The sequence below is a fragment of the Citrobacter sp. RHBSTW-00524 genome (assembly GCF_013747755.1).
In the GTDB taxonomy this organism is placed as follows: Bacteria; Pseudomonadota; Gammaproteobacteria; order Enterobacterales; family Enterobacteriaceae; genus Citrobacter; species Citrobacter braakii.
Map to the genome: position 1 here is coordinate 992319 of NZ_CP056421.1, position 24417 is coordinate 1016735.

Genomic DNA, 24417 nt, shown 5'->3' on the forward strand with positions numbered 1-24417 from the left:
TCATCCACATACTGATGAATGAGCCGTTAAAAACACGTTCTAGCCAAAAAACATCACAGATACGCACAGCAGACCGACAATCAGGGTGATCAGATTTCCCACTGAACGGTACGGCTTTAGCGCCGGGATCAGATAGGTAGATAATGTCGGCATGATAAACAGAATCATGGCAATCAGCGGCCCGCTAATCGCGTAAATCATTGAAATTGCATTAGGGTTAATGCAGCAAATGATAAACGTAATGGTCGAAACCAGCATAATGGACAGGGCGCGGTTAAAGGCCCGGCTTTTCTTCACTCCCACCTGATGCAACGATGTTTTTACCACCTCGGTTGCCCCTTCAATCACGCCAAAGTAGGTGCCGAGGAACGATTTTGACATCGCCACGACGGCGACAATGATCCCAGAAATCGACAGCCATGCTGGTGCGTTTGGCATCATCGATAGCGCTGACAGAATGGTCACGCCTTCATTTTTCGCGTCCTCGATATAGTTTGTCGGAATCGAAAGCAAACAGCTGAAGACGAAAAACAGCACGCTCAGGCAGATGATGACGTAGGCTACCTTCATGATTTTTTTGCATTTACCCATGGCCTGCTCGCCATATTTCTCACGTCGGTCGATGGCGAACGTCGAGATAATTGGCGTATGGCTAAAAGCGAAAACCATCACGGGAATAGATATCCAAACCTGATGAAGCGTGTGCTGATCGAAAGACATCTGGCCGGTGAGTAGCGTTGGCTGCCAGCTTCCGGTCAGGTAGAGCGAAAGGAACAAAAAGTACGCGATGAGCGGGAACACCAGAAAACCCATTACCCGAATGGTTGCTTGTCGGCCCATCAGAAAAATCAAGTTCAGCACCAGCACCACGCCAAGACTGACCAGCATGCGAACACGCAGATCGATGGCGATATGTTTTGCCAGTTGTTCAGTGAGTGAATTGGTTATCGCCACGGCGTAGATCAGCACCACCACAAAGAAGGCAATAAAATAGAGGGTCGTGATCAGGCTGCCTATCTTTTTGCCGTAGTAGTGCGTAACTGCACCAGTGATCCCTTCACCTGCCGAGGTTTTTGAGGACAGGATAAACTGGCACAGCGCCTTGTGCGGCCAGTAGGTTAAAGGCCAGGCGACGAGTGCGGTGATAAACAGTACCACCGCGCCTGCAGAACCCAGCTGTATGGGGAGGAAGAGGGTTCCTGCGCCGACGGCAGTCCCATATAGTGCGAAGCTCCAGAGAGTCTCTTCTTTTGACCAAAATTTCGACATTATTTGAACGTATCAACTATAAAATAAACAAAAAGAAGCGCAATTTACCACAAATGGCAGGGGCTGGGGGAGGTGTCAACAAGCGGGCGAGTGAATGGATCAAAAGCCGGAACCGAGAAGATTCCGGCTATTGTTTGAATTATCAGGCAGTAACGCGCTGCTGGCGACGCTTCATAACGCGCTCGCGTAAAGTGTCATAAGCCCAGTTATAGAACATGGTGTATGGCAGGAAGAACAGGAAGAAACCTATTTCCAGTGTGAATGCCTGGAGCAGGCTGACGTTCAGCACATACGCCACGATGCTCACCCCGATGACAATAAAACCGCTCTCGAAGCCTAAGGCGTGGAATGCCCGCACTTTAGCCGTACGTTTTACCAGGTGCGACGGCCACAGTCGGTCAAACAGGGCGTTATAAATGATATTCCAGATCATCGCCGTGGTGGCGAGAAGGATGGTCAGTCCGCCCATTTCCAGCACCGAGCGCTGCATCAACCATGCGGTGGTTGGTGCGAGGATCGCGGTGGCAATGCCTTCAAAGCAGACGGCATGAAAAATTCGCTCCAGTAACGAGCGGCGTTGGACTGTATCGTGTTGCATAATCTAAAACCTTCTTTGATGCCCGGATAACGGAATGGTGGCAATTTTATCGTTTTATGTGATATCTAAAAGATAGTATCCATCGATAAAGTAGATAGTTCATGCGTTACTCCCCTGAAGCGTTAACGGCATTTGTGGAGACCGTTTCCTGCGGCTCATTTTCTGCTGCGGCCCGGCGGCTGCGTAAAAGTCAGTCCACCATCAGCACGGCCATTGCGCATCTGGAAGCCGATCTCGGTTTTGCGCTGTTTGACCGCTCATCACGTCAGCCGACGCTAACCGAAGAAGGTAAGCGGGTGCTGGGCTATGTGCAGGCAATTTTGACGGCCAGCGAACGTCTTGATGAGGCAGCGATTTCGCTGTCGGGTGAAACGGAAGCGCGTCTGACCTTCGTTTTGTCTGACACGCTGCATCCGGATGTGCTGGAAGAATTGATGGTGCAGTTTGACCACAAGTTTCCCCATACCGAGTTTGAATGTCTGATTGGCGAAGATGAAGACGTTATCGATCTGCTGCAAAAAGGACGTGCTCAGGTTGGGTTGATCGAAGCGCGGGAGGATTACCCGACCGACATGGGCGTCACGCGTCTGCCGATGCAAACCTGGATGGGATTATACGTTGCGGCATCGCATCCACTGGCGACTCAAGAAAAACTGCAGTGGGAACAGCTACATACCTGGCGAGAGCTGCGGCTGAATACCTATCTGGAGAGCGGCACTAACGTGGCGCGCGGCCCCGTCTGGTCGGCGCCTAACTATTTGTTGCTGCTGAGTATGGCGGTGCAGGGGTTCGGCTGGTGCGCGCTCCCTTGTGCGCTGGTGGAGGAGTTTGCGGCAGAAAAACCGCTGGTCCAATTGATGCTGCCCGGCTGGCCAAAGGCTATTTCTATCGATCTGCTGTGGAATAAGAAATCACCGCCTGGCGTGGCGGGAAGTTGGCTGCGCGACCATTTACAGCAGAGTGGCGTTCAGATGACCAATAAATGATACGAATTTCCTTTGTGATAAAAATCACCGTTTTTAAACAACCTTGATAACTCTTTTTAACAATCATCTACTATTGCGGTGTTATTTTGCGCTGAGGTGGTGATGAAAGAGGTTGTGATAGTCGGGGCGTTACGGACACCGATCGGCTGCTTCCAGGGGACGCTGGCGCGCCACTCTGCCGTTGAATTAGGTAGCATGGTAGTCAGGGCGTTACTGGAGCGCACGGGCGTGGACGTTCACGCTGTGGATGAAGTGATCCTCGGACAGGTGCTTACCGCAGGTGCCGGGCAAAACCCGGCGCGTCAGTCCGCCATCAATGGTGGGCTACCCAATACCGTCTCCGCCATCACCATTAACGATGTCTGCGGCTCGGGTCTGAAAGCGCTGCATCTGGCGACCCAGGCTATCCAGTGCGGCGAAGCCGACATTGTGATTGCGGGCGGACAAGAGAATATGAGCCGTGCGCCGCATGTCCTTACTGATAGCCGTACCGGCGCACAGTTGGGCAACAGTCAACTGGTCGACAGCCTGGTGCATGACGGCCTGTGGGACGCTTTCAACGATTACCATATGGGCGTTACCGCGGAAAATCTGGCGCGGGAATATGGCATCAGCCGTGAACTGCAGGATGCCTACGCACTGCATTCGCAGCACAAGGCGCGGATGGCAATTGACGCCGGGCGCTTTAAAGATGAAATCGTGCCGGTGGTAACGCAGCGTAATGGGCAATCGTTCGTGGTGGATACCGACGAACAGCCGCGCACCGATGCCAGCGCAGAAGGGCTGGCGCGTCTGGATCCGACCTTCGACAGGCTCGGCTCAGTAACCGCGGGCAACGCGTCATCCATCAATGATGGCGCCGCTGCGGTGATGATGATGAGCGAGGCCAAGGCCCTGGAGCTGAATTTGCCGGTGCTGGCTCGCATTCGTGCCTTTGCCAGCGTCGGGGTTGATCCCGCGCTCATGGGAATTGCGCCGGTGTACGCGACGCGCCGTTGCCTTGAGCGTGTGGGCTGGCAACTGGCTGATGTTGATCTTATCGAGGCCAACGAAGCCTTTGCCGCACAGGCATTGTCCGTTGGAAAAATGCTGGAGTGGGATGAACGGCGGGTGAATGTGAACGGCGGAGCCATTGCGCTCGGTCATCCGATTGGCGCATCTGGCTGCCGTATTCTGGTTTCACTGGTGCATGAAATGGTGAAGCGTCGGGCGCACAAGGGCCTGGCAACGTTATGTATCGGCGGTGGTCAGGGCGTGGCGCTCGCTATCGAACGAGATTAACCACCCGTAGTTTTCTCTGCTTAAACGCCTTTCCCGCTGTATATCCCCTGCATCTATAAAAAAGCCCTCCAACAGGAGGGCAAGGCCAGTTACAGAAACATACACTCTAAACTCTGTTAACGTATCAAAACGGTGTTTCATTTCATGTGATTAACAGCGCACTTTGTTAGAAAAGGTGTGTGAACGGCGTGTGAGGCTGGCTGTATTTTCAATGTCTTATCCCTACCCCTCATGAACTACTCTTGTTTATTTTTATCTATCTAATTGTTTTAAATAATTTTATTGAAACCGTTCCCGCGATTTATATGCGCTAGCGTGATCGCAATTACACTTTTGATAATAAGATGCAGAAAAAGTGAAACGTTGTTTTATTTGTAATTGAAAACCCATTCCGGGAGGGATATCATGAGCGCATAAGATAAAACGGAACAGCGTTTTGCTATTCGTTTAAGCATTCACGGTCAATTTATCACTGGAGGTAAATGTGGACGTAAGACAAAGCATCCATAGTGCGCATGCGAAAACCCTGGACACTCAGGAGCTGCGTAATGAGTTTTTGGTCGAAGAAGTGTTTGTCGCAGATGAATACACCATGGTCTACAGCCACATTGACCGCATCATTGTTGGCGGCATTATGCCAGTAGCCAAAACCGTCTCTGTGGGTGGCGAAGTCGGCAAACAGCTGGGCGTAACCTACTTCCTCGAGCGTCGTGAGCTGGGTGTGATTAACATCGGTGGCCCGGGCACGATTACCGTTGACGGCCAGTGCTATGAAATTGGTCATCGTGACGCGCTGTACGTCGGGAAAGGGGCCAAAGAAGTGGTATTCGCCAGTATCGATACGGCGAAACCGGCGAAGTTTTACTACAACTGCGCGCCGGCCCACACGACTTATCCAACCAAAAAAGTCACGCCAGCAGACGTTGCGCCAGTGACGCTGGGCGATGACCTCACCAGTAACCGTCGTACCATCAACAAATATTTTGTGCCGGATGTGCTGGAAACCTGCCAGTTGAGCATGGGTCTGACCGAACTGGCGCCGGGTAACCTGTGGAACACCATGCCGTGTCATACCCATGAACGTCGTATGGAAGTCTATTTCTATTTCAATATGGAAGAAGATACCTGCGTCTTCCACATGATGGGGCAGCCTCAGGAAACGCGTCATATTGTGATGCACAACGAGCAGGCGGTGATTTCGCCGAGCTGGTCAATTCACTCCGGCGTTGGCACAAAAGCTTATACGTTCATTTGGGGCATGGTCGGCGAAAACCAGGTCTTTGATGATATGGACCATGTAGCGGTCAAAGATCTGCGCTAGTTGCGGGCGATAGCCGTGCCTGCTGCGGCGGGCATTATAAAAAATTAAGGATTTACAATGATTTTGAATGCATTCTCTCTTGAAGGTAAGGTCGCCGTTGTGACCGGTTGTGACACTGGCCTGGGTCAGGGTATGGCGTTGGGTTTGGCTGAAGCGGGCTGCGATATCGTGGGGATCAACATCGTTGAACCGACGGAAACTATCGAACGCGTGACCGCACTGGGGCGCCGTTTTTTAAGTCTGACCGCCGACCTGCGTCAAATTGACGGCATTCCGGCGCTGCTGGAGCGCGCAGTGGCAGAATTCGGTCATATCGATATTCTGGTCAACAACGCAGGTCTTATCCGTCGTGACGATGCGATCGACTTCAGTGAAAAAGACTGGGACGACGTGATGAACCTGAACATTAAGAGCGTGTTCTTTATGTCTCAGGCCGCGGCGAAGCACTTTATCGCTCAGGGTAACGGCGGCAAAATTATCAACATCGCCTCTATGCTTTCTTTCCAGGGCGGGATCCGCGTGCCGTCTTACACCGCGTCTAAAAGCGGCGTAATGGGCGTCACCCGCCTGATGGCGAACGAGTGGGCCAAACATAACATCAACGTCAACGCAATTGCGCCGGGTTACATGGCGACAAACAACACTCAACAGCTGCGCGCTGATGAGCAGCGTAGCGCAGAAATTCTCGATCGTATCCCGGCGGGTCGTTGGGGTCTGCCGAGTGACTTGATGGGGCCGATTGTGTTCCTGGCATCCAGCGCATCTGACTATATCAACGGCTATACCGTTGCGGTAGACGGCGGTTGGTTGGCGCGTTAATCCGCTTTCCAGAACCGACAAACCCTGCCCTTTGGCAGGTTTTGTCGGTTAAACATAAGGTGAATGTAGCAATACACCGGAGGCGACATATTCATTCCCTCTGGAACAACATTATGCCGCCAGGCAGATTACGAACAGATAAAATTACGCAGGCAGAAAATCTTCGCGCATGGGCGTAAAGGTATCCAGTAGCGTTCCCGGTTTTAAACAGACGCAGCCATGCATAATGTTGGGCTGTTTATATAGGGTATCGCCTGCCCTAACGACATGCTTTTCTTCGCCGATGGTAAATTCAAACTCCCCAGACAAAACGTAAGTCAGCTGCTCATGCGGATGATTGTGCATCGGGCCAATCGCGCCTTGCTCGAAGTTCACCTCAACCGCCATCATTTTACCGTCGTGAGCAAGAATGCGTCGGGTAACGCCATTGCCCAGATCTTCAAGGGTGGTCTCTTTATGAAAAATAAACATCCGGTATTCCTGTAATTAAAACAATGTTTCATTAAACCTATATCAGAAAATTAAAAAAAGAAATGCACGCCAACAGATGTGGAAAGTTGATCACATCTTTGGTTCACTGGAGAGATAACAACAAATCAGGGGGAAATGATGAAAACGATCGGTCTGTTAGGCGGTATGAGCTGGGAATCCACCATTCCTTATTATCGACTCATTAATGAAGGGGTAAAACAGCGTCTGGGTGGCCTGCACTCGGCGCAGATTCTGTTGCACAGCGTAGATTTTCACGAGATCGAAGCCTGTCAGTCTGGCGGTGACTGGCAGCGAGCTGGGGAGATCCTCGCGCAGGCCGCCGCAGGGCTTCAGCAAGCCGGAGCGGAAGGGATTGTGTTGTGTACCAACACCATGCACAAAGTTGCTGAGGCGATTGAAACCGCCTGTGACGTGCCGTTCCTGCATATTGCCGATGCGACGGGTCGGGCCATACAAAAACAGCAGCTGAACAACGTGGCGCTACTGGGTACGCGCTACACCATGGAGCAGGATTTTTACCGCGGACGTCTACAGACTGAATTTGGTATTAGCACGCTTATTCCTGAGGCTGATGATCGTCAGAAAATAAACCAGATTATTTTCGACGAGCTGTGCCTCGGTGAGTTCAGCAACGCTTCCCGCGACTACTACCTGAGCGTAATTGATCAGTTGGCTAAACAGGGCGCTCAAGGGGTTATCTTTGGCTGTACCGAGATTGGTCTGCTGGTTCCAGCCGAGCTAAGTCCATTACCGGTTTTCGACACCGCGGCAATCCATGCGCAAGATGCGGTGGCGTTTATGCTTTCGTCTGTGGATACAAAATAGCCTCCAGCGGATCGATAAGCCTCGGGAGTTGAGCTTGCAGATGCGCCGTAAAAGCATCGACCAGCGCCGAGGCAGGGCGATGAAGTGGGTGGATCAGGCTGACCGTAAAGGGTACCGAAATACTGAAGCGGCGGATAACCACTCCGCTGCTGGCATAATCCAGCGCGGTCAGTGGGTTTACCACCGAGATCCCCACGCCCGCCCGCACCATTGCACAAATTGAAGCGGCGCTGTGGGTTTCAATCACCATGCGGCGCTTCACCTGATGTTCGTTAAACAGGGTGTCCAATAGCTGACGGTAACTGTCGGTCCGCGACAGGCTGATGTAGTTCTCTCCCTGAAAATCCTGCGGCGTTAATACCGCTTTCTCGGTCAGCGGATGCCCCTGCGGCAGTACACACACTTCATCCAGCGCCAGCAATTCGGTGCGTTTCGTTCCGGCAGGCGTATGCAGCGTTTCCGTTAACCCCAGATCGTGGCGCTGCGCCGACAGCCACTCTTCCAACAGTGGTGACTCCTGCGGCACGATCTGAATGTTGACCTGCGGATAGCGCGCGAGAAATGGCTGCAGCAGCGGCGGTAAAAAGGACTGCGAAAATACCGGCAGGCAAACAATCGACAATTCACCTTGACGAAATTCGCGCAGGCTTTCGGCGGCGCTCACAATTCTGTCCAGGCCGTACCACGAACGTTGTACCTCTTCAAACAGACGTAAGCCTTGCACGGTTGGATGCAGTCGCCCACGCGTGCGTTCAAACAGCGTTAATCCCAGGACTTTTTCGAATCGGGCCAGTTCCCGGCTGACGGTGGGCTGCGAGGTATGTAGCATGCGCGCGGCTTCCGTCAGATTGCCTGCGGTCATGATGGCGTGAAAAATTTCAATGTGACGCAGGTTAACCGCGGGCATAAGCAATCCTCGAATGAGCTAATCCATATCATTTTTGCATAGACTCACGATAAAACGATATTTTTTATTCTTTTTGGGCTGTGGCGTAATCATAAAAAAGCCAATACCGGAGCACACCATGCCACGCCCACTCAACAACACAGACACTGACCTGACCGCCGACAACCTGTTGCGCCTGCCTGCCGAATTCGGCTGCCCGGTGTGGGTCTATGATGCGCAGATTATTCGCGCGCAGATTGCCAAACTGAGTCAGTTTGACGTGGTGCGTTTTGCCCAGAAGGCATGTTCGAATATTCATATTTTGCGCCTGATGCGCGAGCAGGGCGTGAAGGTCGATTCCGTCTCGCTTGGCGAAATTGAACGCGCGCTGGCGGCAGGTTTTGTACCGGGCAAAGATGAGATTGTCTTTACCGCCGATATGATTGATGAAGCGACGCTCGCCCGGGTGCATGAATTGAGCATTCCGGTAAATGCCGGGTCGGTCGATATGCTGGAACAACTGGGCCAGCTCTCGCCGGGCCATCGCGTGTGGCTCCGCGTAAACCCTGGCTTTGGGCATGGACACAGTCAGAAAACCAATACCGGGGGAGAGAACAGCAAGCACGGTATCTGGTACAGCGATCTTCCGGCGGCGCTGGAGGTAATTCAGCGCTATAAGCTGAAGCTGGTAGGTATTCATATGCATATCGGCTCTGGCGTGGACTACGCGCATCTGGAGCAGGTGTGCGGCGCGATGGTGCGTCAGGTGGTGGAATTTGGTCAGGATCTGGAGGCGATCTCCGCAGGCGGCGGTTTATCAATCCCGTATCGCGAAGGTGAAGAGGCGATCGACACCGATCACTATTTTGGATTGTGGAACGCCGCGCGCGATAGTATTGCGCGTCATCTGGGTCATGCCGTCAAACTGGAGATCGAACCAGGGCGTTTCCTGGTCGCGGAAGCTGGTGTGTTAGTGGCGCAGGTGCGCAGCGTAAAAGAGATGGGCAGCCGTCACTTTGTGCTGATCGATGCGGGCTTCAACGATCTGATGCGCCCGGCCATGTACGGTAGCTATCACCATATCTCCGCGCTGGCGGGAGATGGTCGTTCTCTGCAACAAACTCCTCAACGAGAGACCGTGGTGGCCGGACCGCTGTGCGAATCAGGCGACGTGTTTACCCAGCAGGAAGGCGGAAATGTGGAAACCCGTCTGTTGCCTGCGGTGGCGCCGGGTGATTATCTGGTTTTGCATGATACCGGGGCGTACGGAGCGTCAATGTCGTCAAACTACAATAGCCGCCCGCTGCTGCCGGAGGTCTTGTTTGATAACGGCGTGGCGCGACTGATTCGTCGTCGCCAGACCATTGATGAGCTGTTAGCGCTGGAATTAATCTGAGTAAAGCTGGTCGGATAAGGTGCTTGCGTCGCCATCCGGCTCTTTTTCATATTACTTAAAGTACGGTCCGAGCGTTACTGAGTCACGTAATACCAGTTTGCCGGTAAACGGAGGGATCGGCTCCACGCTCTCACCGTTGGCCAGACGTATAGCCTGGTCAATTGCCGTGGTTATCATGGTATCAATCGGCAGATAAACGGTAGATAACCCCGGTTCCAGCCATTTGGCGCTGGGCGCATCATCAAAACCAAACAGCGAGACGTCCGTCGGGATCCTCAGTCCGGCCTGATGTAACGCTTTTGATGCACCTAATGCCATGTCATCGTTACAGGCGAACAGGGCGCTGAATTTCACCCCTTCCTCCAGCAGTTCTCGACAGGCTTCATAGCCTCGCGTCATCGTGGAGTCGCCGTATTTAACCTTATCAGGATCCCAGGGAATACCGTTTTTTTCCAGAGCCTTACGATACCCCATCAGGCGGGATTTACCGGTAGGCGTATGGCCTGGCACGGTGATACAAGCAATATCGCTGTGCCCCTGCGAGATCAGATAATTGACCGCCTGATACGCCGCGTCTTCCTGCTCAAAGAAAATCGCGCGATCGCGGGCCTGACTGACATCACGGTTGATGACCAGCAAGGGCATCGCAATGCTGTTCATCAGCGACATAATCGCCTTTTCACTCATATAGCGGGTATAGAGAATAATGGCGTCGCACTGCCTGTCGGCCAGCATTTGCACGGCTTCCTGCTCACGCTCCGGCGTGTCGTGACCATCGGTGACGATCAACTGCTTGCCGTGAGACTCCGTCTGGCGCGAGGCCTGCTGTAGCAGGCGGCCAAAGTAGAATCCATCAAATGTGGAAACCACCAGGCCAATGCTGTTGCTGGTGCGATTCGCTAAAGAGCGCGCTAAAAAGTTGGGCCGATAATCGAGTGCCTGCATGGCCTTGAACACTTTCTGGCGCGTGCTCTCTTTTACCTGACCCGTTCCATTTAGTACGCGCGAAACGGTCGCTTTTGAGACGCCTGCGTGTCGTGAAACGTCCAACATCGTAGTCATGACGCAATCCTGGTTAATCGTTTGACGATGAGTTCCCCGGCTCTGTCAGCGCCGAAACGGAATGGCGACGCACCAGAGTTGGGTTAAAGACGTGGGTAATTTCAGGTGCGGGTCGCTTCTCCGCCAACGCGAGCGCCAGTTCAGCGGCCTGGGTTGCCATCGTCACAATGGGATAGCGTACCGTGGTCAGACGTGGGCGCACATAGCGGGAAATCAGCACATCATCAAAGCCAATCAGCGAGATTTCTCCCGGCACATCAATGCCGTTATCATTCAATACGCCCATGGCGCCAGCCGCCATTGAGTCGTTGTAGCAGGCTACCGCAGTGAAGTTTTTGCCACGACCAAGTAACTCGGTCATGGCCTGTTCACCGCCGCTTTCATCCGGTTCGCCGAACGTCACCAGTCGATCGCTTACCGGTATATTGCTCTCCGCCAGCGCGTCGTAATAGCCTTGCAGACGATCTTCCGCATCAGAAATACTGTGATTGGAACACAGGTAGCCAATGCGCGTATGGCCCTGCTGAATAAGGTGTCGGGTAGCGAGCCATGCGCCGAAACGGTCATCGAGGGCAACGCAGCGTTGTTCGAATCCCGGCAGAATTCGGTTAATCAATACCATGCCGGGGATTTGCTTCATTAATGAAGCCAAATCCGCATCCGGGATGATTTTGGCATGGACAACAAGGGCCGCGCAGCGGTGGCGAATGAGCTGTTCAATCGCCTGACGTTCCTTCTGTTCATTATGGTAGCCGTTGCCAATCAGCAAAAAATTCCCGGTGTTATAGGCCACCTGCTCGACAGCTTTAACCATTGCCCCAAAGAATGGATCGGACACATCACCAACGACCAGACCGATGGTTTCAGTGGATTGTTGCGCCAGTGCACGCGCATTCGCATTGGGGTGGTAGCTGAGTGATTCCATTGCACTCGTTACGGCCAGACGCGATGCTTCGCTGGCTTTGGGGGAATCATTGATCACTCGAGAAACGGTGGCGACTGATACACCAGCTAGTCGGGCTACATCCTTTATGGTCGCCATGATAGTACCTGTTGTGGGTAAACGCTTACATTCCGTCAGTGTTACGGAAAATGGCTGGCTGTTCAAGCAGATTGCCCGTCAGGACCTCGCAAATGTGAGCGCGCGCGAGCGAAGTAAGACAGAAAATAGAAAATGCTAATTTTTGCTTACACTTTGCGATGTGCTGTTGCGATTGTTCGCTGGTGGGAGAACTGAGCGGATTGCTAAAGTTGGGATCCCAGAGGTATTGATAGGTGAAATCAACTTTCGGGTTGATCACTAGAATTACACCAGCCTGCGCAGATGCGCAGGTTTTTTTTTGCCTTCAGCCTATCTGTAACAGTAACCGATAATTTACACAACTCGTTGCATTTGGGTTCATTCCTTTGCGTTTTCGTACTGGCGTATCTGGCTGCTGACGACCACAATCAAGATCCCAGAGGTATTGATTGGTGAGATTATTCGGTACGCACTTCGTACCTGTCTCTTGCACCGACCTGCGCGGATGCGCAGGTTTTTTTTCGGACTGTATTTACCTGTTTACCTGTCGCGCCCATTCCCCAACTCGTATACTCTCCCACCATTAATGTTTCTATAATTAATGGCACAGGGAGTTGAGATGCTATTTGGCTTTTTTCGTAATCTGTTTCGCGTGCTTTTCCGCGTTCGCGTCACGGGCAATGTCAGCGCGCTACAGGGAGAACGCGTTCTAATCACTCCCAACCATGTCTCATTTATAGACGGCATCCTACTGGCGCTATTTTTACCGATTCGTCCCGTCTTCGCCGTTTACACCTCGATCAGCCAGCAATGGTATATGCGCTGGCTAACCCCGCTGATTGACTTTGTGCCGTTAGACCCAACCAAACCGATGTCGATTAAGCATCTGGTCCGTCTGGTCGAGCAGGGCCGTCCGGTGGTGATTTTTCCCGAAGGACGCATTTCGACCACCGGTTCGTTGATGAAAATATATGACGGTGCCGGGTTTGTCGCCGCGAAGTCGGGAGCGACGGTCGTTCCTGTCCGCATTGAGGGAGCAGAGCTTTCCCACTTCAGCCGCCTGAAAGGTCTGGTTAAACAGCGATTCTTCCCGCGTATCCAACTGCACATTCTACCGCCGACCCAAATGCCAATGCCGGAAGCCCCGCGAGCCCGCGATCGCCGCAAAATCGCCGGTGAAATGCTGCATCAAATTATGATGGAAGCACGCATGGCGGTACGCCCGCGTGAAACGCTATACGAGTCGCTGCTGGCGGCAAAATACCGTTTTGGCGCGGGCAAAAACTGCATTGAAGATGTTAACTTTACGCCGGACAGCTACCGCAAACTGCTGACTAAGACGCTCTTTGTGGCCCGTATTCTGGAAAAATACAGCGCCGAAGGTGAAAAAATCGGCCTGATGCTGCCAAATGCGGGGATCAGCGCGGCGGTCATTTTGGGTGCCATTGCGCGTCGACGCATTCCGGCCATGATGAACTACACGGCGGGCGTGAAAGGGTTAACCAGCGCCATTACTGCGTCTGAAATCAAAACGATCTTCACTTCCCGACAGTTTCTCGATAAAGGCAAACTCTGGCATCTACCGGAACAGCTCACCCAGGTACGCTGGGTTTATCTGGAAGATTTAAAAGCCGATGTGACGTTGAGCGATAAGCTGTGGATTTTCTCACATCTGCTGGCACCGCATCTGGCGCAGGTGAAACAGCAGCCGGAAGAGGCTGCGGTGATCCTCTTTACGTCTGGTTCGGAAGGCCATCCGAAAGGCGTGGTCCACAGCCACAAGAGTATTCTGGCGAACGTTGAGCAGATTAAAACGATTGCCGATTTCACCGCCGATGACCGCTTTATGTCGGCGCTGCCGCTGTTCCACTCCTTTGGCCTGACGGTGGGATTATTCACACCGCTACTGACCGGTGCGGAAGTGTTTCTTTATCCCAGCCCGCTTCATTACCGCATTGTGCCGGAGCTGGTATACGACCGGAACTGCACCGTGTTGTTTGGTACTTCAACGTTCCTCGGCAACTATGCGCGTTTCGCGCATCCGTACGATTTCCACCGCCTGCGCTATGTGGTGGCAGGCGCAGAAAAACTGCAAGACAGCACAAAGCAGCTATGGCAGGAGAAATTTGGCCTGCGCGTCCTTGAAGGCTATGGCGTGACGGAATGTGCGCCGGTTGTGTCGATCAATGTGCCGATGGCGGCAAAATCAGGAACGGTAGGGCGCATCTTGCCTGGCATGGATGCCCGACTGCTGGCTGTTCCGGGTATTGAGGACGGTGGGCGTTTACAACTGAAAGGCCCGAATATTATGAGCGGCTATTTGCGCGTCGAAAAACCTGGCGTGCTGGAAGTGCCGACGGCAGAAAATGCGCAGGGTGAGGTTGAGCGCGGCTGGTATGACACCGGAGACATCGTCCGCTTTGATGAAAACGGCTTTGTACAGATCCAGGGGCGCGCCAAGCGTTTTGCTAAAATTGCCGGAGAGATGGTCTCGCTGGAAATGGTTGAGCAACTGGCATTGGCGGTATCTGCAGACAAAATGCACGCCACGGCGATCAAGAGCGATGCCAGCAAAGGTGAGGCGCTGGTGCTGTTCACTACCGACAGCGAACTCACACGTGAAAAACTACAGCAGTATGCGCGAGCGCATGGCGTGCCTGAACTTGCCGTACCGCGTGATATTCGCCACCTGAAGCAACTCCCATTACTCGGCAGCGGTAAGCCGGATTTTGTTACGCTGAAAAGCTGGGTCGATGAGCCGGAAAAACAACATGATTGAGTCAGCGCACACTAACACTTCAATCTGGTCCAAAGGGATGATGTCCGTCATCGCCGCGCAGTTTCTGTCGGCGTTTGGCGATAACGCGCTGCTGTTCGCCACGCTGGCGCTGCTGAAGGAACAATTTTATCCGGACTGGAGCCAGCCAATCCTGCAAATGGTGTTTGTGGGCGCTTACATCCTGTTTGCGCCATTTGTTGGACAGGTGGCGGATAGCTTTGCCAAAGGCAGAGTGATGATGTTCGCGAACGCCCTGAAACTGCTGGGCGCGGCGAGTATTTGCTTCGGCATTAATCCGTTTCTCGGGTATACGCTGGTGGGGATTGGCGCGGCCGCGTATTCACCGGCCAAGTATGGCATTCTCGGTGAACTGACCACCGGTGACAAACTGGTGAAAGCCAACGGTCTGATGGAAGCCTCCACCATCGCCGCGATTTTGCTCGGTTCTGTCGCCGGCGGCGTTCTGGCCGACTGGCATGTGATTGCCGCACTTTCTGCCTGTGCGCTGGCCTATGCTGGCGCCGTGGTGGCTAACCTGTACATCCCGAAACTGGCCGCGGCTCGTCCTGGCCAATCCTGGCATCTGGGGAAAATGACGCGCAGTTTCTTCTGCGCCGCCTCTTCGCTGTGGCGCAACGGTGAAACCCGTTTTTCGTTGGTCGGAACCAGCCTTTTTTGGGGCGCGGGCGTCACGCTGCGTTTTCTGCTGGTGCTGTGGGTTCCGGTGGCGCTCGGCATCACCGATAACGCTACGCCGACCTACCTCAATGCCATGGTAGCGATTGGGATTGTCGTAGGCGCGGGAGTGGCAGCGAAGCTGGTGACGCTGGAAACCGTGTCGCGCTGTATGCCAGCGGGGATCCTGATTGGCGTCGTGGTGCTGATTTTCTCACTTCAGCATGCGCTGCTTCCGGCTTACGCGTTGCTGATGCTTATCGGCGTGTCAGGTGGCTTCTTTGTGGTACCGCTGAATGCGTTGCTGCAGGAGCGGGGCAAGAAAAGCGTCGGTGCGGGTAATGCGATCGCGGTGCAAAACCTGGGCGAAAACAGCGCGATGCTGCTGATGCTTGGGATTTACTCACTGGCAGTGCTGGTGGGGATCCCGGCGGTAGCGATTGGTATTGGATTCGGCGCGCTGTTTGCGCTGGCGATTGCGGCGCTGTGGATTTGGCAGCGCCGCCAGCCTGGTACGAGATGAGTGAACAATGAATGTACCGGATGGCAGCGTCGCCTTATCAGGCCTACAGAGAGCAGCAATTTGTAGGTCTGATAAGCGTAGCGCCATAAGGCACTAACCGTCACGGTGCAGGATAGGTATACACCTGATGCACCGCTTCAATCTCTGCCAGTACTTCTTCGCTCAACTCCAGATGCAGGCTTTCAACGTTGGTTTTTAGCTGCTCCATCGTCGTGGCTCCCAGCAGGGTGCTGGCGACAAACGGCTGACGACGCACGAATGCCAGCGCCATTTGCGCAGGATCCAGATTATGGCGTTTCGCGATATCCACATAGGCCGCAACGGCTTTTTGCGTTTGCTCACCGCTGTAACGCGTGAAACGGCTAAACAGCGTATTGCGTGCACCGGCTGGCTTCGCGCCGTTCAGGTATTTACCGGTTAATGTACCGAAGCCAAGGCAAGAGTAGGCCAGCAGTTCAACGCCTTCATACTGGCTCACTTCCGCCAGTCCAACCTCATAGCTGCGATTCAGCAGGCTGTAGGGGTTCTGGATGGTGGCGATGCGCGGCAGATCGTGTTTGTCCGCCAGGTGCAGGTAGCGCATCACGCCAAACGCGGTTTCATTGGACACGCCGATGTAGCGAATTTTCCCCGCGCGCTGAAACTCTGCCAGCGCGTCCAGCGTATCCAGCAGCGAAACGACCGGCGCAGAGTCCGCCCAGCTGTAGCCTAACTTACCAAAGCAGTTGGTCGGGCGCTGCGGCCAGTGAACCTGATACAGATCCAGGTAATCGGTTTGCAGTCTTTTCAGACTGTCGTGCAGCGCTTCACGAATATTTTTACGGTCCAGCGCCTGATTCGGTCGAATACCGCTGTCGTTGTTACGTGAAGGTCCACTGACCTTAGAAGCAACGATTAGCTTTTCACGGCTGCCGTGTTTGGCGAGCCAGTTACCTACGTAGGTTTCGGTGAGACCCTGGGTTTCAGGACGCGGCGGTACCGGATACATCTCGGCAACGTCGATCAAATTTATGCCTTGTTCTACGGCATAATCGAGCTGTGCATGTGCGTCGGCTTCGCTGTTTTGTTCACCAAACGTCATTGTGCCCAGCCCCAGTGTACTGACTTCAAGCGAGCTGTGGGGTATACGGTGATATTGCATAGCCGTTTCCTTTTTATAATCACGACATAAGGATTATAAAAATGGCTGAGGGAAGAGAAAAAGGGAAGTAAAATTGTTAAGGCCAGCGCGCTGCTGACCTCAACCATCAGCGTTCAATGATTTGAGACACATCATCGCGATTAATCTGCATCGCATTGCCTTGCTGGTCGTGATAGCTCACCAGACCGGTATCATCGTCAATTTCTGGTTTTCCATCGGTCAGGATCATTCGACCATCTTTTGTCGCCATTACATAATCACTGCTGCATCCGGAAACGGCAAAAGCCAGTCCTACGGCGGAAATCAAAACTGCCCATTTTTTCATCTGCTTATCCTCACATGGCCTGCATCTGACAATAGTTTAGTAATAACGCGAAGTTGTGCATGGCGAAAGCAGTAAAATCTTAAACTGTGAGAAGAGGTAGGTGTGGCGTGCATTCGCTCCCCGTGCGGGGAGCGATGGATTTCATCAGAGCGGATTTTTTTTATTACGCCACAGGTTCAGGGTCTCTACCGCAATAGAGAAGAACATGGCGAAATAGATATATCCTTTCGGAACGTGGACGTCGAAACTTTCCAGAATTAGCGTGAAACCGACCAGAATCAGGAACGAAAGCGCCAGCATTTTTACCGAAGGATGGCGATCGACAAAATCGCCAATCGGGCGTGCAGCAAACATCATCACACCCACGGCAATCACTACTGCCGCCATCATGATAAACAGATGATCGGACAAGCCTACCGCAGTAATCACGGAATCCAGGCTGAAGATAATGTCTAACAACATGATCTGCACAATCGCCCCCAGAAAAGAGGAAACGCGGGTTTTCAGCCCCTCTTCCTCACCTTCAATGGATTCGTGGATCTCCTTACTGGCTTTCCAGATCAGGAACAATCCCCCCAGTAGAAGGATCAGGTCGCGCGCTGATATTGCCTCGCCAAACACTTCGAATAGCGGGTTTGTCAGACGCGTTACCCAGGCGATAGAGGCCAGCAGTGCCAGACGCATGATCATCGCCGCCGCAAGCCCAATACGTCGGGCATGATTGCGTTGCGCTGTCGGGAGTTTGGCTACAACCAGAGAGAGGAAAATAATATTGTCGATCCCAAGAACGATCTCCAGCAGCGTCAGCGTACCGAGCGCAAGCCAGGCGTTAGGATCGGTTATCCATGCAAATAACATCGAACAAAGTCCTGCCAAAAAAAAGAAGCGGTAATTATAGGCCCGTAACGCGGCGGGTGAAAGACCGGACGGTGCCTATTGCGCCTGGAACAAGAAATGTCGCTCAAGCAATGCGCGCGTGAAGTTCTTTTTCAAGTAAAAACCGCGTGGTAGGGTCAGGATGGGTTCGCCATGGGCGCCAATGGCCTCGGTAAGCGCTCGGGCGTTGGCGGCTTTAGGACGCAGCTGTAGCACTTCCCCATGGCGGGCAGTGATGCGTTCGACGTGGCCTAACACTATCATGTCCATCAACTCTTCCCAGTCCAGACGCAATTGCCGGTCTTCTTCTTCATTCGGGCTCCACAGCAGGGGAGAGCCGACGCGGCGCTCTGCCAGCGGGATGCTGCGTTCGCCTTCTACCGGGATCCACAGAACGCGTTTAAGTTTGTGCCGCACATGGCTGGTTTCCCAGGTAACGCCGGTATTGCCGGTTAACGGTGCCACGCACACAAAGGTGGTTTCCAGCGGTCTGCCAAGGCTATCCACTGGGATTGTTTTCAGCTCCACGCCCAGCGCCGCAAAATCCTGCTCCGGTTTGCTGCCCGCACTGGCGCCGAGCCAGATTTCCAGTAGCACGCCAATCCAGCCTTTATCGCGCTTGAGATCCTTGGGGGCGACGAGTCCCACCATTGCCGCCAACTCTCCCAGCGCGTAGCCCGAAAGCAGCTGTGCCTGGCTCAACAACTGGGCTTCAGATTCAGGGGGAGAAAGCAGCGGATGGAGTTCTGACATCGGGTTAACCCTTAGGTGAAAAAATGAGCAAAGATTTTATACCGTGTGGACAGAGTTTATCTTTTTCCACATGCTTTATTCAATTCTATGATTTATATTGGTTTTTAGATTCACATACGCAGAGTTGCGCAACAGCGAAGCGGGTTTTCCAATTCTGGTCACTGACAATGAACAGGATCTTACACCATGTTATCCACAGAAAGATGGGATAACTGTGAAAAACCCCCACTACTGTTTCAATTTACAGCCTTGACGTGCGACGAAAATCGAATTTTCACACAAATTGTGCCTAACTTATTGGCATAATCTGTGGATAAAACCAACGCTGGTCGATCTTTCATCAGCCTGAAGATCGTGTGCGTGATATACGTCACATTTCTATGGGTTTATTTGCGCTGAACGGTTTTAACTTTATGAATATAGAAGACTATTTTTGATATGTGACGAATGTCTTATTCGGACTGTTCTGGGTTTTCCCATAGTAATTCCGTACTTCTTCACAACTATATCCACAGAAAAGGTGAATAAAATCGCCTTGCTTGCCCTTCTTCTGTTTATAACTCCGCCCTTAGCTGTGAGTTATTCAATTGTTATTAGAGTATCGCGCCCTTAACAGAGTGGTTTACCGCCTCTCTGGAGTGTGAAACAATCGTTTGTATATAAGGTTTATATTGAGGTAGTCCGGTGATTGATGACGATGGCTACCGCCCGAATGTAGGGATAGTAATTTGTAACCGCCAGGGGCAGGTCATGTGGGCCCGGCGATTTGGTCAGCACTCCTGGCAATTCCCGCAAGGTGGGATAAATGCAGGAGAGACAGCAGAGCAGGCGATGTACCGGGAACTCTTTGAAGAAGTGGGTCTCAGTCGTAAAGATGTACGGATCCTTGCTTCTACTCGTAACTGGTTGCGTTACAAGTTACCGAAACGTTTGGTGCGTTGGGACACGAAGCCGGTTTGTATCGGCCAGAAACAAAAATGGTTTCTTCTGCAATTGGTCAGCAGCGATGCTGAAATCAATATGCAAACCAGCAGTACACCTGAGTTCGACGGCTGGCGCTGGGTGAGTTACTGGTATCCGGTTCGACAGGTGGTGTCATTTAAACGCGATGTCTATCGCAGGGTGATGAAAGAATTCGCAAGTGTTGTCATGGCGCTTCAGGAGAGCACTCCTAAGCCGCAAAGCGCACCTGCGTACAGACGTAAAAGAGGTTAAGCTACGCAAATTATGCTCACCCGCCTGCGCGAAATAGTCGAAAAGGTGGCCAGTGCTCCGCGTCTGAATGAAGCGCTGAATATTCTGGTTACCGACATCTGTCTTGCGATGGATACAGAGGTCTGTTCGGTTTATTTGGCCGATCACGATCGACGTTGTTATTACCTCATGGCGACCCGGGGACTGAAGAAACCGCGTGGTCGTACTGTCGCACTCGCGTTTGATGAAGGTATCGTTGGCCTGGTTGGCAGGCTGGCGGAACCTATCAACCTCGCCGATGCGCAAAAACATCCCAGCTTTAAATACATCCCTTCGGTAAAAGAAGAGCGCTTTCGTGCGTTCTTAGGCGTACCGATTATTCAGCGCCGTCAGCTGTTAGGTGTGCTGGTGGTCCAGCAGCGCGAATTGCGCCAGTACGATGAAAGTGAAGAGTCTTTCCTCGTCACGCTCGCTACGCAAATGGCGGCGATTCTTTCGCAGTCGCAGCTTAACGCGCTGTTCGGCCAATACCGGCAAACGCGCATCCGCGCATTGCCCGCCGCCCCTGGCGTGGCAATAGCCGAAGGCTGGCAGGATGCGACGCTGCCGCTGATGGAGCAGGTCTATCAGGCTTCAACGCTGGATCCGGTGCTTGAGCGCGAGCGACTCACCGGTGCGCTGGAAGAGGCGGCGAATGAATTCCGCCGCTACAGCAAACGCTTTACCGCCGGGGCGCAAAAAGAAACGGCGGCGATTTTTGATCTCTACTCACACTTGCTTTCCGATACTCGTCTGCGCCGTGAGCTGTTTGCGGAAGTGGATAACGGTTCGGTGGCCGAGTGGGCCGTTAAAACGATCATTGAAAAGTTTGCCGAACAGTTTGCCGCGCTGAGTGATAACTACCTCAAAGAGCGGGCCGGAGATTTACGCGCGCTGGGCCAGCGTCTACTGTTCCATCTTGACGACTCGATCCAGGGGCCGAATACCTGGCCGGAACGTTTTGTGCTGGTGGCGGATGAGCTTTCCGCCACCACGCTGGCGGAACTTCCTCAGGACCGCTTAGTCGGTGTGGTTGTTCGGGACGGCGCGGCCAACTCTCATGCGGCTATTATGGTTCGTGCGCTGGGTATCCCTACCGTCATGGGGGCCGATATCCAGCCGTCGGTGTTACATCGCCGTACGCTGGTAGTAGACGGTTATCGCGGTGAACTGCTGGTCGATCCAGAACCGGTATTGATCCAGGAATACCAGCGTCTTATCAGTGAAGAAATTGAGCTGAGCCGCCTGGCGGAAGATGACGTCAACCAGCCAGCACAGTTGAAAAGCGGCGAGCGTGTGAAGGTGATGCTCAATGCGGGCCTCAGCCCGGAGCATGAAGAGAAGCTGGGGAGCCGGATCGACGGCATTGGCCTGTATCGCACCGAAATCCCGTTCATGCTGCAAAGCGGTTTTCCTTCGGAAGAAGAACAGGTTGCGCAGTATCAGGGCATGCTGCAAATGTTTAACGACAAGCCGGTGACTCTGCGTACGCTGGATGTCGGCGCCGATAAACAACTGCCCTACATGCCGATCAGTGAAGAGAACCCGTGCCTTGGCTGGCGTGGGATCCGCATAACGCTCGATCAGCCGGAGATCTTTTTGATCCAGGTTCGGGCCATGCTGCGTGCCAACGCGGCAACCGGCAACCTGAGCATTTTGCTGCCGATGGTCACCAGCATTGATGAAGTGGACGAAGCGCGACGTTTGATTGAACGCGCCGGACGCGAAGTGGAAGAGATGATCGGCTACGCGATCCCAAAACCGCGCATTGGCATCATGCTGGAAGTTCCGTCGATGGTGTTTATGCTGCCGCATCTGATAAACCGGATAGACTTTATCTCGGTCGGAACCAACGATCTCACCCAGTACATTCTGGCTGTCGATCGTAACAATACACGGGTAGCCAGCATTTATGACAGCCTGCATCCGGGCATGTTACGTGTGCTGGCGATGATTGCGCAGGAAGCCGAAAGAAGCGGTATCGATTTGCGATTGTGCGGTGAAATGGCGGGCGACCCGATGTGCGTGGCCATTCTGATCGGCTTGGGTTTTCGCCATTTGTCGATGAACGGTCGTTCCGTGGCTCGCGTTAAATATCTGCTGCGCCATATCGATTTTGATGAGGCGCAAACGCTGGCGCAACGCAGCCTGGAAGCGCAGATGGCGACAGAAGTACGCCATCAGGTGGCGGCTTTTATGGAACGCCGTGGCATGGGGGGACTGATTCGCGGGGGATTGTGAATCGAGGGCTGGTAACAGTAGGTATACATATCTTTTAACTGTAATCGGCATCCGCTGCGATCCCCATGTGCTATCATTCGCACCTTTGGAGCGCCTGCATTATGCAGGCGCGCTTATCAATTGCTGTCTGACTTCAGCGAAATAACAAGAACTTGTGGTGACAGATGACCAGTAGCTATCTGCATTTTCCGGATTTCGATCCGGTCATTTTCTCAATCGGACCCGTCGCGCTTCACTGGTACGGCTTAATGTATTTGGTGGGGTTTATTTTTGCGATGTGGCTGGCGACTCGCCGTGCTAATCGTCCGGGCAGTGGCTGGACCAAAAATGAAGTAGAAAATCTACTGTATGCGGGCTTCCTCGGGGTTTTCCTTGGAGGGCGTATTGGTTACGTACTGTTCTATAACTTCCCGTTATTCCTCGATAACCCGCTGTATCTGTTCCGCGTTTGGGACGGCGGGATGTCCTTCCACGGTGGGCTTATTGGTGTGATCCTGGTGATGATTATCTTCGCCAAACGCACCAAGCGTTCGTTCTTCCAGGTTTCTGATTTCATTGCCCCGCTGATTCCGTTTGGTCTGGGCGCAGGGCGTTTGGGCAACTTTATCAACGGTGAGCTGTGGGGACGCGTTGATCCGAATTTCAAGTACGCCATGCTGTTCCCGGGCTCCCGTACCGAAGACATTTTACTGCTGCAAACTAACCCGCAATGGCAGTCTATTTTTGATACCTACGGCTCGCTGCCGCGCCATGCCTCACAGCTTTATGAGATGGCGCTGGAAGGCGTTGTGTTGTTTATCATTCTTAATCTGTACATTCGTAAACCGCGCCCGATGGGTTCGGTATCCGGTCTGTTCCTGATTGGTTATGGCGCGTTTCGTATTATCGTTGAATTCTTCCGCCAGCCGGATGCGCAGTTTACCGGCACCTGGGTACAGTACATTAGCATGGGACAGATCCTCTCAATCCCGATGATTGTCGCAGGCATTATTATGATGGTTTGGGCGTACCGCCGCAGCCCACAGCAACACGTTTCCTGAGGAACCATGAAACAGTATTTAGAACTGATGCAAAAAGTGCTGGATGAAGGCACACAGAAAAACGACCGTACCGGAACCGGAACGCTTTCCATTTTTGGTCATCAGATGCGTTTTAATCTGCAGGAAGGGTTCCCGCTGGTTACGACTAAACGCTGCCATTTACGCTCGATCATTCATGAACTGCTGTGGTTTTTGCAGGGCGACACCAACGTTGCCTACCTGCATGAAAACAACGTCTCAATCTGGGACGAATGGGCGGATGAAAACGGTAATCTGGGCCCGGTTTATGGCAAACAGTGGCGTGCGTGGCCTACGCCAGACGGTCGCCATATTGATCAGATCACCACGGTGTTAAACCAGCTCAAAAATGACCCGGACTCTCGCCGAATTATCGTTTCTGCATGGAACGTCGGTGAGCTGGATAAAATGGCGCTGGCGCCGTGCCACGCGTTCTTCCAGTTTTACGTGGCGGATGGCAAGCTCTCCTGCCAGTTGTATCAGCGTTCGTGCGATGTGTTCCTCGGTTTGCCGTTTAACATTGCCAGCTACGCCTTGCTGGTACACATGATGGCGCAGCAGTGCGATCTGGAAGTGGGTGATTTTGTCTGGACCGGCGGCGACACGCACCTGTACAGCAACCATATGGATCAAACGCATCTGCAGCTTAGCCGCGAACCGCGCGCGCTGCCGAAGCTGGTCATCAAACGTAAGCCTGAATCTATCTTTGACTATCGCTTCGAAGATTTCGAAATTGAAGGCTACGATCCGCATCCTGGTATTAAAGCGCCAGTGGCTATCTAATCGGCTTCATGCTGTCACAACCGACGCCCGTGTGCGTCGGTTTTTTTGTCTCAAATCGCGTTCTTCGGCGTGGG

At 53.1% G+C, this 24417-nt stretch carries 22 protein-coding genes; 12 read left to right on the forward strand and 10 right to left on the reverse strand.

What is annotated here, in order from left to right:
* Positions 1-39: 39 nt before the first annotated feature.
* Positions 40-1269, reverse strand: a complete 1230-nt coding sequence (locus tag HV229_RS04860; RefSeq protein WP_029139645.1) for an amino acid permease — start codon at positions 1267-1269, stop codon at positions 40-42.
* Between the two features lie 142 nt (positions 1270-1411).
* Positions 1412-1867 (reverse strand): multidrug/biocide efflux PACE transporter, encoded by a 456-nt coding sequence (locus HV229_RS04865; protein WP_016154290.1) that lies wholly within the window; start codon positions 1865-1867, stop codon positions 1412-1414.
* Between the two features lie 101 nt (positions 1868-1968).
* On the opposite strand from HV229_RS04865, the gene HV229_RS04870 reads away from it, so the two are divergent.
* From HV229_RS04870 to kduD, 4 genes are all read left to right on the forward strand, one after another.
* The gene (locus tag HV229_RS04870; RefSeq protein WP_016154289.1) at positions 1969-2853 is read left to right on the forward strand and encodes a LysR family transcriptional regulator; all 885 of its coding nucleotides are present in this window, start codon (positions 1969-1971) and stop codon (positions 2851-2853) included.
* A 102-nt stretch (positions 2854-2955) separates the two neighbouring features.
* The gene (locus HV229_RS04875; RefSeq protein WP_016157388.1) at positions 2956-4134 is read left to right on the forward strand and encodes an acetyl-CoA C-acetyltransferase; all 1179 of its coding nucleotides are present in this window, start codon (positions 2956-2958) and stop codon (positions 4132-4134) included.
* A 484-nt stretch (positions 4135-4618) separates the two neighbouring features.
* Positions 4619-5455 (forward strand): 5-dehydro-4-deoxy-D-glucuronate isomerase, encoded by an 837-nt coding sequence (kduI, locus tag HV229_RS04880; RefSeq protein WP_016154287.1) that lies wholly within the window; start codon positions 4619-4621, stop codon positions 5453-5455.
* Between the two features lie 57 nt (positions 5456-5512).
* Positions 5513-6274, forward strand: a complete 762-nt coding sequence (gene kduD, locus HV229_RS04885; protein ID WP_016154286.1) for a 2-dehydro-3-deoxy-D-gluconate 5-dehydrogenase KduD — start codon at positions 5513-5515, stop codon at positions 6272-6274.
* Between the two features lie 144 nt (positions 6275-6418).
* Here kduD and HV229_RS04890 read toward each other — a convergent pair whose 3' ends face one another.
* Positions 6419-6745 (reverse strand): cupin domain-containing protein, encoded by a 327-nt coding sequence (locus tag HV229_RS04890; RefSeq protein ID WP_016154285.1) that lies wholly within the window; start codon positions 6743-6745, stop codon positions 6419-6421.
* 138 nt (positions 6746-6883) lie between these two features.
* Here HV229_RS04890 and HV229_RS04895 point away from each other — a divergent pair, with 138 nt between their 5' ends.
* The gene (locus HV229_RS04895) at positions 6884-7591 is read left to right on the forward strand and encodes an aspartate/glutamate racemase (RefSeq protein ID WP_047414387.1); all 708 of its coding nucleotides are present in this window, start codon (positions 6884-6886) and stop codon (positions 7589-7591) included.
* Here HV229_RS04895 and HV229_RS04900 read toward each other — a convergent pair.
* Positions 7563-8498, reverse strand: coding sequence for a LysR family transcriptional regulator (locus HV229_RS04900; RefSeq protein WP_016154283.1), 936 nt, complete (start codon positions 8496-8498; stop codon positions 7563-7565). The two genes, HV229_RS04895 and HV229_RS04900, sit on opposite strands and share 29 nt — an antisense overlap.
* Before the next feature lie 118 nt (positions 8499-8616).
* On the opposite strand from HV229_RS04900, the gene lysA reads away from it, so the two are divergent.
* On the forward strand, positions 8617-9873 hold the full coding sequence (gene lysA / locus HV229_RS04905; RefSeq protein WP_016157384.1) for a diaminopimelate decarboxylase: 1257 nt from the start codon (positions 8617-8619) through the stop codon (positions 9871-9873).
* 51 nt (positions 9874-9924) lie between these two features.
* Here the strand turns inward: lysA and HV229_RS04910 are convergent, their stop codons facing one another.
* Positions 9925-10935 carry a LacI family DNA-binding transcriptional regulator gene (locus tag HV229_RS04910; protein ID WP_008785715.1) on the reverse strand — a complete coding sequence of 337 codons (1011 nt, stop codon included), beginning with the start codon at positions 10933-10935 and terminating at the stop codon, positions 9925-9927.
* Between the two features lie 13 nt (positions 10936-10948).
* Positions 10949-11977, reverse strand: coding sequence for an HTH-type transcriptional regulator GalR (gene galR / locus HV229_RS04915; protein WP_016157382.1), 1029 nt, complete (start codon positions 11975-11977; stop codon positions 10949-10951).
* 598 nt (positions 11978-12575) lie between these two features.
* Here galR and aas point away from each other — a divergent pair.
* The gene (aas, locus tag HV229_RS04920; protein ID WP_181546991.1) at positions 12576-14735 is read left to right on the forward strand and encodes a bifunctional acyl-ACP--phospholipid O-acyltransferase/long-chain-fatty-acid--ACP ligase; all 2160 of its coding nucleotides are present in this window, start codon (positions 12576-12578) and stop codon (positions 14733-14735) included.
* Entirely contained in the window at positions 14728-15933 is a 1206-nt protein-coding gene (gene lplT / locus HV229_RS04925) for a lysophospholipid transporter LplT (RefSeq protein ID WP_181546993.1), read from the forward strand. The genes aas and lplT overlap by 8 nt, the downstream gene beginning before the upstream one ends.
* A gap of 100 nt (positions 15934-16033) precedes the next feature.
* Here the strand turns inward: lplT and HV229_RS04930 are convergent, their stop codons facing one another.
* The 4 genes from HV229_RS04930 to mutH form a co-directional block, all read right to left on the reverse strand.
* A complete protein-coding gene (locus tag HV229_RS04930; RefSeq protein WP_049041914.1) occupies positions 16034-17074 on the reverse strand; it encodes an NADP(H)-dependent aldo-keto reductase in 1041 nt (346 codons plus the stop codon).
* A 106-nt stretch (positions 17075-17180) separates the two neighbouring features.
* Positions 17181-17399: a lipoprotein YgdR gene (gene ygdR, locus HV229_RS04935; protein WP_000758660.1), complete on the reverse strand. Its 219-nt coding sequence runs from the start codon at positions 17397-17399 to the stop codon at positions 17181-17183.
* 144 nt (positions 17400-17543) lie between these two features.
* Complete coding sequence (locus HV229_RS04940; RefSeq protein WP_016154277.1) at positions 17544-18257, reverse strand: TerC family protein; 714 nt, start codon at positions 18255-18257, stop codon at positions 17544-17546.
* Between the two features lie 75 nt (positions 18258-18332).
* Complete coding sequence (gene mutH / locus HV229_RS04945) at positions 18333-19028, reverse strand: DNA mismatch repair endonuclease MutH (protein ID WP_181546995.1); 696 nt, start codon at positions 19026-19028, stop codon at positions 18333-18335.
* Positions 19029-19712: 684 nt separating this feature from the next.
* On the opposite strand from mutH, the gene rppH reads away from it, so the two are divergent.
* The 4 genes from rppH (at position 19713) to thyA (ending at position 24343) form a co-directional block, all read left to right on the forward strand.
* Positions 19713-20243 carry an RNA pyrophosphohydrolase gene (gene rppH / locus HV229_RS04950; protein WP_003825602.1) on the forward strand — a complete coding sequence of 177 codons (531 nt, stop codon included), beginning with the start codon at positions 19713-19715 and terminating at the stop codon, positions 20241-20243.
* A gap of 12 nt (positions 20244-20255) precedes the next feature.
* Complete coding sequence (gene ptsP, locus HV229_RS04955) at positions 20256-22502, forward strand: phosphoenolpyruvate--protein phosphotransferase (protein ID WP_016157379.1); 2247 nt, start codon at positions 20256-20258, stop codon at positions 22500-22502.
* A gap of 164 nt (positions 22503-22666) precedes the next feature.
* The gene (gene lgt, locus HV229_RS04960) at positions 22667-23542 is read left to right on the forward strand and encodes a prolipoprotein diacylglyceryl transferase (RefSeq protein ID WP_003825606.1); all 876 of its coding nucleotides are present in this window, start codon (positions 22667-22669) and stop codon (positions 23540-23542) included.
* A gap of 6 nt (positions 23543-23548) precedes the next feature.
* Positions 23549-24343: a thymidylate synthase gene (gene thyA, locus HV229_RS04965; protein WP_003033990.1), complete on the forward strand. Its 795-nt coding sequence runs from the start codon at positions 23549-23551 to the stop codon at positions 24341-24343.
* Positions 24344-24417 lie beyond the last annotated feature (74 nt).